Below are 13336 nucleotides of genomic sequence, written 5' to 3'. Positions count from 1 at the left end.
CACTTTATTCAGCTATTTAAGTATATGGATAACAAAATGAAAACAATCCTTATCACTGGCGGTGCAGGCTTTATCGGCAGTGCACTTGTACGTTACTTGGTTAACGAAACCAATAATAAGGTCGTTAATGTTGATAAGTTAACCTATGCAGGAAACTTAAGCTCATTACAAAGTATCGAAAATAGAGACAATTACTTTTTCATCCAAGCTGATATCTGTGATAAGTCAGCTATGGAGTCAGCGTTCAAAGAGCATCAACCTGATATCGTAATGCATTTAGCTGCGGAGTCACACGTAGATCGTTCTATTGATGGGCCATCAGAATTTATTCAAACCAATATTGTAGGAACCTACACTTTACTCGAAGTGGCTAGGCAGTATTGGCTAACGAGTAGCGAAGAACAAAAAAATAGTTTTCGTTTCCACCATATTTCGACAGATGAAGTCTATGGCGACTTAGGTAACACCGACGATCTGTTTACTGAGTCGACATCATACGACCCTAGCTCGCCTTACTCTGCGTCTAAAGCAAGTTCTGACCATTTGGTTAGGGCCTGGCAGCGTACCTATGGCTTACCAGTTATTGTAACCAACTGTTCAAATAACTATGGCCCATTTCATTTCCCCGAAAAACTGATTCCTTTAATCATCATAAACGCACTAGCAGGTAAACCTCTTCCCATCTACGGTAATGGCCAACAAATCCGTGACTGGCTGTATGTTGAAGATCACGCAAGAGCCCTATATAAAGTAGTCAGTGAAGGCAAGGTAGCTGAAACCTACAATATTGGCGGATTCAATGAGAAAACCAATTTAGAAGTAGTTCAGTGTATTTGTTCAATACTGGACGAACTCATTATTGACAAGCCTTTGCCTGTTGTGAATGGCGCTACAGGGCAGTTTTCCGATTTAATTACCTATGTAGCTGACCGACCTGGTCATGATGTTAGATACGCGATCGATGCTTCAAAAATTGCCAACGATTTAAACTGGCAACCTAAGGAAAGCTTCGAAACAGGCATAAAGAAAACCATAGAGTGGTTCCTAGAAAATAAAGCGTGGTATTCAGCCATACTGGATGGCAGCTATCAGGGTGAGCGATTGGGTTTAAAGAGCAAGTGAGCTCAATCGAAAATATGATGAATAACAAGTTCAATTAATCGCCAACTAGCGCATTTACTTGAACTAAGCTAATACAATCTACTTATATTTTTGGACACTAAGGCCATAAACAATATGTAGGAAATGAGCTTATTCGGCGACTATTTGATCATAACTACACAATGTAATGAACGTTTTCTACTTCTAAGTACTTTAATTAATGACCATAGCCAAAACTGCAGCAAAAGGAGTGTCATGGACTGCTGGCTCTACTCTATTTAGAGCTGTTCTCCAAGTTGCTCAGCTACTTATAGTAGCTCGTTATTTAACACCAGCTGAACTCGGCATTTTGGCTATCGTCAACTTAGTTGTAGGATTTGCACAAATATTTGGCGATGCAGGTCTTTCCAACGCTCTGATCTATTACAAGGATTTAACTAAAAAGCAGTTAAACTCGCTCTATTTAATTAATATCATATTTGGATTGTCGCTCACTTTAAGCGTGTTACTTTTATCAATTCCAATCAGTGTTTTCTTCGAAATGCCTGATTTAGTTAAACTCCTTATTGCAATCTCTCCAGTATTTTTAATTAGAAGTTTGTACCAACAACCTATGGCTTTGCTTCAGCAACGCTTTAAATTTAACATTCTTGCCAAAGCAGAAACGATTGCGGCAATCGTCGGCTTCACAACACTTATTTTATGTCTTGGTTATGAAATGCGAATGTCAGCAATAGTCGCTAGCCAATTAGTCACCGCTGGACTTTTAGGTTTGTTGATTGTAGTAATGAGCCAAACAAAATGTCCCAAATTTGAAGTTCCCGACTGGAGATCAATCAAACAACCTATCAAGTATGGTTTCTATCAAGCTGGGGAAGCGTGCATCAACTTTTTAAGCGCCCAATTTGATCAATTACTTATTGGTAAGTTGATGGGTGCGGAGTCATTAGGAATCTATTCATATATAAAGGCCCTCGTGTTCCGCCCAGCGATGCAACTTATCAACCCCGTGGTCCACAAAGTCACATTTCCTTTGATGTCACATTACAAAGAGCAACATGCTATTGCTGACATTTATTGGCAAATACTCCGTATATTAAGCTTGTTAAATCTGCCACTTTACATGGCTTTTATAATGTACCCAGATACTATTCTAGGCTTCGTATTTGGTGCCGAGTGGGTACAGTATGGTGAGCTTTTACGTTGGCTAGCAGTTTATATGCTATTTATTTCACTAATAAATCCTGTCGGCGCTATGCTTAGAGCAACTGGTGAGGTGAAGCGGGCATTTTGGTGGAACGTGTTGGTTACTATCACTCGTCCAGCAGTGGTTATTTTTAGTTTCCCTTATGGTCTAGAGTGGATAGTTAAATCACTAGTAGCACAACAAGTTTTACTATTTTTTGCTCATTGGCTAGTACTGGTGAGACCCGTGAGCAAACTTTCATTATGGAAGTTTCTTAGTGCCTTCAAACAAGCAATGTTACTTTGTTTAGTGTCAATGTTTATGGTCGCGACAGGCCATTATATAATACCCAACATATCCACTACTATTGAATTAGTCATCTTACTTTCAACCTATACGCTACTATTGTTACCCATTGCAAAAAAAACAGTTAAAGAGATCAGGAATAGATAATAATGCCGGGAATAACAGGTTTTATCGGACAATACATAACACCTTTTTGTTCAAACTCTTTTACTCAGCTGTCCAATAAGGCTGCCAAAGACTTTGTAGATGACATTATCCAAGTGCGAATCAATGCTATTAGCAATGATATTGGCTATCAATATATCGAAACTGAACAGCATTTACTTATACTCGATGGAGATATCTTTTCTCTTGATAGCTTGGACTGTGCTAACCCCGCAAACCTTTTGTTATCTGCCCATAAAAATGGAAATCTCGCTGATTGTCTGACAAAAGCCAACGGTTACTTCAACCTTTTCATTTATGACAAAAGTAGTCAACACGTTACGTTAGCCACTGACCGTTATGGCATGAAGCCAATATACGTAGCACAGCAAGAGAACCTAATCCAAGGATTCTCTTCAGAGCTAAAAGCACTAACATTGCATCCTGACATTTCACTTGAGATCGATGAAGCCGCACTCAATGCTTTCGGTCAATTGGGGCATATGCTGAATCAGCAAACATGGTTCAAGAGCATAAATAGAATCCCTCCCGCTACCATCATGGAGATAGAACTGAACTCCATGGCCGGCACCACGCAACAATATTGGAGTTGGAGCAACATTAGCATCAACACTGATATCAGTTTTGATGAAGCAACCGACCAGCTCTACTATCATTTTGATAAAGCAATGCAACGATGCTTAAGTAATCTAAAACAGCCAACATTAGCTGTTACACTTAGCGGCGGGCTAGACTCGAGAGTAATTCTGGCCGCGGCCAAGCAACATTTTAATGGAAAAATAAAAACCTTCACTTTTGGAAATCCTGACTGTGATGATGCAACTATAGCTAAACAAGTTGCAAAGCTAGCTAAAGTGGAAAATGAACTTCGTACAATAGACGCCATTAATTGGTTCGATGGTAGAGAAAATGGAGTTTGGAAAACTGACGGAATGTTTAATGTACTGCATATGCACGCTTTAGGCTCCGCCGAAGACATAGCAACTGATAGTAACTATCTGTTAAATGGTTATTTGGGTGATGCCGTAATTGGTGGAAGCTACTTGGTTAATAATCACTTAGAACAAGGCACATCGCCTGAATTGCTAGCCAAACGTTATCCTAGCCTTGTCGAAAGCATCGAACTAAACCATGCTTATTTTGGCAGCACTAAACACGACCCCATATTTATTTATAATCGAGGAGTGCGCTTTATTGCTACAGGAACTGACCTTTTAAGTAGTCGGTTACATAATCTAAAACCATTCATGGATTACGACCTAATAGATTTTAGCTACTCTCTACCTGATGCTTATCGTTTTAACAGTCGCATCTATAACGCAATGTTACTTAAATACTACCCGATGTATTTTAAAGATATTCCGTGGCAGCAAACAGGTAAGCCGATATCTATAGCGAATGAAAGTGGCGACAGCCACCAAAATGTGTCTGTTAAGAGAAAATTGATTAATTTAGTTAAGGCAAGTCCACTCGCTGGTATAGCACATACCGTATATCGAAAGATAAATGCCAGTAAAGGCTATACTTCCTATACAGACTGGATGCAGCAACCTCAATTTAAAAGTTATGCCAATCAACTATTAATGAGTGAGGACGCAGCAATACAACAACTTATTAGTAAAGAAGATATTGCAGCGAGACTAGCGCATTTTTACAAAATGAAACCCAATAACGCTGAGAGTATTGGTGCATTATTAACGTTAGCGATTTACCTAGAGCAACTTTCCAAATTTAGGAGTATCAATGAAAGCTAACGCATATATCATTGGCAGCGGAGGCCATGCAAAAGTTGTAATTGACGCTATTGAAGCTGAAGGGAAATACCAAATTGCTGGTTTAATAGATGACTATCGTGAGCAAGGAAAAACCACTTTAGGTTATCCGGTTTTAGGCTCACTAGAACCGCTCTTAAAGGAGTTAAGTCGAAATTCTCAACGTCTTAATTTATTTATTGCTATCGGCGATAATTCCCAAAGAAAAACAATATCAACAAAAATAGTAAAAAATAAAATCAACGCTAATTTTCTAACAATAATCCACCCTAAAGCACAAGTCAGCCCCCATGCTACAGTTGAAGCAGGAAGCATCATAATGGCCAACGCGATCATCGCACCGTCAGCGCACATAGGACAGCATGCTATTGTTAACCACCATTCGTCCATAGACCATGATTGCTCACTTGACAACTACAGTAGTCTTTCCCCAGGTACAGTGCTATGTGGAAGTGTATCAATTGGGGAATGTTCAGCAATTGGTGCAAATGCAACAATCATAGAGAAAGTTAACATAGGTAAACACACTATTATCGGGGCAGGAAGTACTGTAATCAATGACTTTGAAAACAACTTGGTTATTGTCGGTAGCCCGGCTAAAATCGTTAGCACTCGTCATACAGGCCAGAAGTACCTAAAATAGACCTTATCTAAAACACTTAAAGAAAATTTTGATTAATTTTTTAGCATAATGTTTATCCAGCTTCACTATAGCCACTAATAAACAATAAACAATATGTAATTTAATTATATTTTTAGAGCGTGTAACCTTGATAGTTAAAGGCCAATTATTTATCAGCAAACTACTGTTTACAGTGTTATATAATGCGACTTCTTCTTCAAACCGCTCTGTGGATAAAGTAAGCTTAGCAGTTTGGTTATTCGAGTGACGACGATAAATGTAATGCTCTTTGTTTGAACCAACTAAGCACTTTCCTTGTACAAGAAGCTCAGCATATAAAGCAATATCAGCCACCATATTCCACCGTTGTTCAAATCGTATATTGCCAAGATTTACCTTGTTATAGCACAGGGTTGGGCAAAATATGTAGTTTGCTGACAATATTGATGAAAGACCATTATCTTCTTTAAGTACAATGACTTCAGTTCTGGGTTTCAAATAGCCCTTAACTCTATCGGCCATTGTCAAACATGGCCGTCCCTGCTCATCCACCGTGGTCGCAGAAGTAAAGCAGGCTGCTGCTTCAGGGTATTGCGAATGTAACTCTATAACTTGTTTCAGATAATTGGGTAACAAGTAATCATCATCATGCAATAAAGTGACTAAATCAAACTTGGCCGACTCTATACAAAAGTTCCAATTTCCAGCCATCGTAGTATCTTCCTCGTTCATTACGTATTTAATACGGTGATCGACAAACGAATCTACAAACTTTTCTATGTCTTGATTACGACTCCCAGAGCCCTCCACTAATACCAACTCCCAATTATCAATATATTGGGCTAGTACACTTTCTACAGCAAGCTGTAAATATGTCATATTTGGATTAAATACAGGGATGCAAACAGATATTGATTTCATCGGCTCATTCTATTGATAATAGGGCTTATCAACATCACAAAAGAGTAATAAAGTTTCTCTTCAATTGGCTTTGGCTTACCAAGTATAGAAAAACCATATTTAATACGATGGTAAAAATTTTTATTTAAAATTTCCGAAAAAGTACTTAACTCATTGCAATAAAAACTATCAGTATTCGACGTGATGTTAGACACCCCTTCAGCTTGTTTCACTGAATCACATAAATGGGCCGGATATCTCAAAAGTGCTCTATAAATATGGCTTTTAAAAACATTTCGCTGCTTCTCTACCGAAATAGCCCCAATTGAGTTTCCACCATGTTGCCGATAATCTATGAGCGGTAGATCAATATAGCTCACTATACCGTAAAATTTGGCTACTAGTGCAAACCACCAGTCGTGAATGATAGCCACCTCAGGAATAGGGGCAGCGAGTTCCAAAAGTGCTCGATTGAACACAAAAGTACACCCTGTAGCAACATTCTGGTGTAAAAAAGCCTCTGCAGAATGCGTTACTGGATCAGGTATACCTTGATATTGGATAAAAGACGGCGCCATCTCATTGAGCTTTTTGTCTACAACTCGAAGGTCACAATGAACCAAAATTGGCATTTTACTCGAATACTTTGCTTCCAACTCAACAAGCTTTTCGTAGCAAAGAGATAGTTTATTACTATGCCAAACATCATCTTGATCGCTAAAGGCAAAGTACTCTGATTCCAAATCAAGCGCCTCCAGACACAAAGCGCTAAAATTGGCAAGATGACCTCTAGCTGACGTAGAGTTTTTTATGTAGCTCAATTGCTCGCTCTCTACGTACTTTTTCTGTAAAGCTTCAATACTACCGTCAGTTGAACCGTCGTCTCGAATTAAAATATGCGGCTCAACATTACGTTGCTCTAATATGCTTGCTACTTGCACAGATAAGTAATCGCCACCATTATAAGCAGCAAGTAGTACTGAAATTTTTGGGTGATTATTCAATGTAGATCCTATCCTTAAGTCCACAGTATTCACAAAAAATCAGACTCTCGCGGTTACTTTTCAATTTAATGAGAAACGAACCATTTTCAAAAAAATTTTCACCTAACCTTACATCCCAATAGATACTCCAGCGGCGGCGTTCACATTCCGGTACCGCCTTATTATCAATAGGGTATTCGTAAGAAAGTTGAGAAATTTTCTCACAAACCAGGTCCGAAAATTGCTGTTCATGTTCGCTTATAGAGCAATGACTTAAGCGCAATAATTTATGATACTCAACTAACTCTAGGGTTAATTGCCGAAGCTCATTTTTAAGCATGAAATAAACGCTATCCTCTATAATCTGGAGGTATAAGCCTCCTCCACGGCCTCTATGAACTTAGTTAATTCTATGGCAGGTAGCGCATTAATACCTGCTGCAGCTGCTCTTCCCCCGCCAGTCGCGAAAGAAGCACAAACATCACCCGCACCTTGCTTATTTTTTAACGGTGCGCGCAATGAAACCGTATAAGTGTTGCTATCCAAATTTTGGGTAAGTACAGCATGAGCTTTATTGGGGGACTCATTGGCCAGCATATTGCCAAACACTCCACTAACCCTTCTTGCCCAAGCACAATTTGGCAACTCGGTAACTATAAGAATATCAGAATTATGCTGCGGTTTCTCCGATCTTGCTCTCGCGATGTCATCATCGTAGGCACTTTTAAGTACGTGAAACGGTGAACTGTCATCATCAATCACATCAAAAGGAGAATCATAAGCCATTAATAAACGATAGAGCTCCGCTGGATGATAATGTAAATCCTCAACCGTAGCGCCGTACCCGTTGTAATTGATTAACACGCCAAGTTCTTGTAATTGCTCAGCCTGCTGACGACTTAAGTTTGCCATCGTAGCAAGCTCAAAAGCCCGCTCGTTGAGATTATCACCAAAAGCCGCTGCAATTGCCCACGATTTATAAGCTCCGTCTAAAATTTCATCTATAATCAATGCTGTACAAGTATTGGGATGAGTATCAATATGGATCTGCAAAAGGTTAGATTGTGGAATATCACCACTGCGATGATGGTCTGCGTAAAATAAAGAAACCTGACTGTCAATCAGCTGCTTTACCGCATCAATGTTCTTTTCTAATGAAACATCCAATACGTTGACATGAGTTGCCAAGTCGACATCAATATTTTTAACCAAAGCAATATCGCGCTTCACACCTGTGATAAGCCTTGACTCTTGTGGGTTGGCCTTTCTTAACTGTACTAGTGATAAAATACCATCAGCATCACCGTTGAACACGTCATAAATCATATTCAAATAAACTCTCTACAAAAAATTACTTACTAACAAATTGATGTTCAACTAAATAGTCAACAACTTGTTGAGCACATTGCTCAATCGTTCTATCCGCCGTTTCAACGTGAACATCAGCGTTAATAGGGGCCTCATAAGCTGAGTCAATCCCTGTGAAGTGTTTTATTTCACCTGCACGAGCTTTTTTATACAGGCCTTTAGGATCACGGCGCTCACAGACTTCAATAGGCGTATCAATAAATACTTCAACAAACTGTCCAGCCGCCATTAATTCTTTAACCATCTGCCTATCAGCGATAAACGGTGAAATAAATGCCGTTGATACGATAAGACCTGCATCCACAAAAAGTTTAGCAACTTCACCAATACGACGTATGTTCTCTACGCGGTCAATATCACTAAAACCTAGATCACCATTAAGACCATGTCGAACATTATCACCATCGAGAACATAAGTATGACATTTTAACTCAAACAGTTTGCGATCAACCGCATTCGCGACCGTTGACTTACCCGAGCCGCTCAGCCCTGTATACCAGAGCACCACAGGTTTATGTTGATTTAGAGCCTGCCTATCTGTTGATGAAACATCGGCTTTGTGCCACATAACGTCGGTTGACTTAGCCGCAACATCGGTCACTTCTTTATAAGGTGAATCAGTCATAACAAACCTCAGATCTTTTAAAACGGGAATAAAACGGGAACGCCGATGATGACTACCGCGGCATATACAAAACTAATCGGCGCACCAACTTTGACGAAGTCCTTCAGTCGATACTGACCAGCATTAAACACCATGAGATTGGTTTGATATCCGTACGGGCTAATAAAACTGCCACTGGCAGCAAAAGCAACGGTCATGATAAAAGGCATGACATCAACACCAAAACCTAGTGCAACACTATAAGCAATAGGAAACATCAGTGCGGCCGCCGCATTATTCGTCACCAGCTCAGTTAATATCCAAGTCATAAAATAAACGGCAATAAGCGCCGCATATACATGACCAAAGCTAGTGAAACCAGACACCCACTGTGCAATTGCAACATCAACACCGGCATTAACTAGTGCTTGAGACATCAAAATGGCTGCGGTCACCACCACCCATATATCAACAGGAAACCGCCTGATCACTTCATTAGTATTTAAACTACCACTAAATATAAGCGCACCAAATAAGGCCAATAACCCCAACAACATATCGATCACGCCTAGTGCACTCAATGCAATCACAACAATAAAGCCACCGGTCGCTAACCATGCTTTTGCGCCACTAATTCGTGTTTCTGGTGCTACACCACTGAGCAAAATAAAATTTTTGGTTAAATTACGTCTAGAGCTAAAATCATCACCAACCGCCAATACTAAGAAGTCACCAGCCTTTATCACCACTTCACCAAGCTTTCCCGATACTTGAGCACCATCTCGGCTGATAGCAACAACAGCAGCATCAAAAAGTGCCCTAAACCCGCAGGTTTTAAGGGTTTTCCCTACCAAAACACTTTCTTCTTTTACGACAACTTCATTGAGGTTAGTACCAAGTAACCCATTCTTATCAGCAAACAGCTCAAGTCCTGAAAACTGAGAAATTTGCATCACCTTGGTAATATCGCCACTGAAAACGAGCCTATCACCTTCTTGAAGGATCTCACTCGGGCTCACAGGAGTAATCAAGCGCCCTTCCCTAACAACCTCAACTAAGAATAAAGACTCCAAATGACGAAGGCCATTGGACTCAACCGAACGACCAATGAGCTCAGAGCCTTGTTTCACTTTGGCATCAATAAAGTAGCCTTTATAATCTAGGTCATTAGTGGCTACCTCGGGTAACCAACGAGATGTAACAGCTAAAGTTAAGCCACAACACACCACCAGCACGCAACCTAACAATGTAAACGAGAAAAATGCCAGTCCTTCGCCCGTGGCATCGATAAACAAACTATTAACGATCAAATTGGTCGACGTACCGATGAGTGTCAACGTACCACCTAAAATGGCAGCATAGGACAATGGAATAAGTAATTTACTTGCGCCATGATGGGGATTATTACGTAGCGGGGAAATCAACGTTGCTACGACAGCAGTGTTATTTAAAAACGCCGAACACAATGCTGTAATGCCGAATAATCTAAGCCAAGTGGAGCGATAAGAACTGACAATGACTTTTGCAGCGATAACCCTTAACAGACGTGTTTTCTCTAACGCAAAAGAGCACAAAATCAATAAAATAAGCGTGACTAAGCCTGGGTTAACCATGCTACTAAGTAATTGTTGTTGCGTCACAAGCCCTAAGACTGACAAAGCAAGCAGTGCACAACCAAGCACGGCAGCAGGTTTTCGCTGATAGCGAATTAATCCAGCGATAGAAAGCACAAAAATAGCAACCGTTAAAAAGGTCTCAATGGCCATATATGTAACCAGCTAAATAAAAACACTACAAATTCCCTATTCGTAATGTAACAAAATAAAAGCCGCTTACAATAGTCAGATAGACTACGATAAGCGACTTAGTTTTCTTAAATTAACCCTTAAGTGGATTCACTCACTATTTCGTAGTTAACTTCGAGATATATCTTTGGCTCCCCAATGCGGGAAATGCTTCCTCACTAACGCATTCATCTCAAGTTCAAACTCTGAGTATTCATGCTTAGGTTTAACAGTACCATCAATAGCGCCACGGATCATACCAGCCCCAACAGTAACGTTAGTCAAGCGGTCAATAATGATAAAAGCACCTGTAGCACGATTATTACTGTATGCATCAAACTGCACTGGGGCGGTAACCGCAAAATGGCAATTACCCATTTCATTGAGCGCTAATTGCTGCGCTTCATGTTGCTCTAGCGTGTTAACATCAACTTTATAATTAATCGCATCAACATAGCCATAAACTGCTTTGCTACCAAGCTTAATGGCGTACTCTCGATCTAACTGCAAAGGCTCTTCGGCCATCCACACCACATCGGCTTCCAGGTGACTTGAGGACGCTGGCTGATCATGAGGTCTGACTAGCATATCTCCGCGACTAACATCAATCTCATCAGTTAACGTTAGAGTGACGGCCATACCTACTGACGCCTTCTCAAGCTCACCATCAAAAGTGACAATCGATTTCACCTTGCTTTCTTTGCCAGAAGGCAGTGACACTACTGTGTCGCCAACACGAATGTCACCCGATGCGATAGTGCCGCAAAAACCACGGAAATCTAGATTAGGTCGATTAACATACTGCACTTGGAATCGAAATGATGCGTTAGCGTCTTGAGCAACTGAAACGGTATTCAAAAGCTTTAACAGCGTGCTACCTGGGTACCATTTCATATTGTCGCTTTCATTAACGACATTATCGCCTTTCAATGCTGAAATGGGGACAAAGCGCACATCTTCAAACGCTAAGGACTCGGCAAACTCGCGATAGTCTTGTTTAATCTTTTGATAAACAGACTGATCATAATCTACAGCGTCCATTTTGTTGATCGCAATGACCACATGCTTAATACCAAGCTGCGAACAAATAAAGCTATGACGACGAGTTTGCACTTGTACGCCATGTCGAGCATCAATCAAAATAATCGCCAAATCGGAAGTAGAAGCGCCGGTTGCCATATTGCGAGTATATTGCTCATGACCTGGAGTATCCGCAATAATGAACTTTCGCTGTTCAGTCGCAAAATAACGATACGCGACATCAATAGTGATCCCTTGCTCACGCTCAGACTGTAGTCCATCAACAAGCAGAGCCAAGTCAAACGCTTCATCAGTGGTATTAAACCGTTTTGAATCTTTTTCAATCGCCGCCATCTGATCTTCAAAAATCATCTTACTATCGTATAGCAAGCGGCCAATTAAGGTAGATTTACCATCATCAACACTGCCGCAGGTCAATACCCTGAGCATGTCTTTGTTTTCGTGAACTTTTAAGTATGCTTCGATATCTGATGCAATTAAGTTAGCGCTAGCGCTCATGTTTATCCCTCTGCCCACCCAATAATGATACTTGGGTTAAATCTAAACTTAGAATGAATGTTCTCAATGAAAAACGTTAGAGTTAGAAGTAGCCTTCTATTTTCTTTTTCTCCATCGACCCAGCAGAGTCATTATCAATCACTCGGCCTTGGCGCTCAGACGTAGTACATAACAACATCTCTTGAATAATTTCTGGTAGCGTTGTTGCTTCAGATTCCACAGCTCCTGTTAGCGGATAACAGCCTAATGTACGAAAACGCACCATTTTCTCTTCAACAACGTCACTTTCCTCAATTGGCATACGCTCATCATCAACCATGATTAATACACCGTCACGCTCGACAACAGGCCGTGGCTTAGCGAGGTACAGCGAAGGAATTTCAATATTTTCTAGATAGATATACTGCCAAATATCAAGTTCGGTCCAGTTCGACAGCGGGAATACACGAATACTCTCACCTTTATCTACCTTACCGTTATAAATATTCCACAACTCTGGTCGTTGATTCTTGGGATCCCAACGGTGCTTGCTATCTCTAAATGAATAAACACGCTCTTTCGCACGGGACTTTTCCTCATCACGTCTAGCGCCACCAAAAGCGGCATCAAAGCCATGCTTATCAAGGGCTTGCTTCAATGCCTCGGTCTTCATTATGTCAGTATGCTTAGCGCTACCATGAGTAAAAGGCCCAACACCCATTTCCAAACCACGGGGGTTTTTATGAACAATAAGGTCAAACTCATACTTTTCAGCCATATGATCACGAAAAGCAATCATCTCTTTGAACTTCCAGTTAGTGTCCACATGCATCAACGGAAAAGGAATTTTTCCTGGGTAAAAAGCTTTCCTAGCAAGATGTAACAGTACTGATGAATCTTTACCAACTGAGTAAAGCATGACCGGATTATCAAACTCGGCCGCCACTTCTCGCATGATCTGAATAGACTCAGCTTCTAACTGTTTTAAATGGGTAAGATTAACTGACATTATAGAGTTCCGTATCCA

The 13336-nt window shown here is 40.5% G+C and carries 11 protein-coding genes; 4 read left to right on the top strand and 7 right to left on the bottom strand.

Going from position 1 to position 13336, the window contains the following annotated elements; genetic code table 11:
* Window positions 1-36 precede the first annotated feature (36 nt).
* The 4 genes from rfbB (at window position 37) to ACHUFW_RS04280 (ending at window position 5173) form a co-directional block, all read left to right on the top strand.
* Entirely contained in the window at window positions 37-1122 is a 1086-nt protein-coding gene (rfbB, locus tag ACHUFW_RS04295) for a dTDP-glucose 4,6-dehydratase (RefSeq protein WP_394200871.1), read from the top strand.
* Between the two features lie 199 nt (window positions 1123-1321).
* Window positions 1322-2740, top strand: coding sequence for an MOP flippase family protein (locus tag ACHUFW_RS04290; RefSeq protein WP_394200870.1), 1419 nt, complete (start codon window positions 1322-1324; stop codon window positions 2738-2740).
* Between the two features lie 2 nt (window positions 2741-2742).
* Window positions 2743-4512: an asparagine synthase-related protein gene (locus ACHUFW_RS04285; protein WP_394200869.1), complete on the top strand. Its 1770-nt coding sequence runs from the start codon at window positions 2743-2745 to the stop codon at window positions 4510-4512.
* Window positions 4502-5173 (top strand): acetyltransferase, encoded by a 672-nt coding sequence (locus ACHUFW_RS04280; protein WP_394200867.1) that lies wholly within the window; start codon window positions 4502-4504, stop codon window positions 5171-5173. Before ACHUFW_RS04285 ends, ACHUFW_RS04280 begins: the two co-directional genes overlap by 11 nt.
* A 3-nt stretch (window positions 5174-5176) precedes the next feature.
* On the opposite strand, the gene ACHUFW_RS04275 is transcribed toward ACHUFW_RS04280, so the two are convergent.
* The 7 genes from ACHUFW_RS04275 to cysD all read right to left on the bottom strand — a co-directional run bounded on the left by ACHUFW_RS04275 (window position 5177) and on the right by cysD (window position 13318).
* A complete protein-coding gene (locus tag ACHUFW_RS04275; protein WP_394200865.1) occupies window positions 5177-6073 on the bottom strand; it encodes a glycosyltransferase in 897 nt (298 codons plus the stop codon).
* Window positions 6070-7056 carry a glycosyltransferase family 2 protein gene (locus ACHUFW_RS04270; protein WP_394200863.1) on the bottom strand — a complete coding sequence of 329 codons (987 nt, stop codon included), beginning with the start codon at window positions 7054-7056 and terminating at the stop codon, window positions 6070-6072. Before ACHUFW_RS04270 ends, ACHUFW_RS04275 begins: the two co-directional genes overlap by 4 nt.
* A 336-nt stretch (window positions 7057-7392) precedes the next feature.
* Entirely contained in the window at window positions 7393-8361 is a 969-nt protein-coding gene (locus ACHUFW_RS04265; protein ID WP_394201135.1) for a DHH family phosphoesterase, read from the bottom strand.
* Window positions 8362-8386: 25 nt separating this feature from the next.
* Complete coding sequence (cysC, locus tag ACHUFW_RS04260; RefSeq protein ID WP_394200861.1) at window positions 8387-9028, bottom strand: adenylyl-sulfate kinase; 642 nt, start codon at window positions 9026-9028, stop codon at window positions 8387-8389.
* 17 nt (window positions 9029-9045) lie between these two features.
* On the bottom strand, window positions 9046-10773 hold the full coding sequence (locus tag ACHUFW_RS04255; RefSeq protein WP_394200859.1) for an SLC13 family permease: 1728 nt from the start codon (window positions 10771-10773) through the stop codon (window positions 9046-9048).
* 147 nt (window positions 10774-10920) lie between these two features.
* The gene (gene cysN, locus ACHUFW_RS04250; RefSeq protein WP_394200857.1) at window positions 10921-12330 is read right to left on the bottom strand and encodes a sulfate adenylyltransferase subunit CysN; all 1410 of its coding nucleotides are present in this window, start codon (window positions 12328-12330) and stop codon (window positions 10921-10923) included.
* An 82-nt stretch (window positions 12331-12412) separates the two neighbouring features.
* Window positions 12413-13318: a sulfate adenylyltransferase subunit CysD gene (gene cysD / locus ACHUFW_RS04245; protein ID WP_394200856.1), complete on the bottom strand. Its 906-nt coding sequence runs from the start codon at window positions 13316-13318 to the stop codon at window positions 12413-12415.
* Window positions 13319-13336: the final 18 nt, after the last annotated feature.

This window comes from Shewanella waksmanii, assembly GCF_043643685.1.
GTDB lineage: Bacteria > Pseudomonadota > Gammaproteobacteria > Enterobacterales > Shewanellaceae > Shewanella > Shewanella waksmanii_A.
This window is presented reverse-complemented; position numbering and strand designations above follow the sequence as displayed.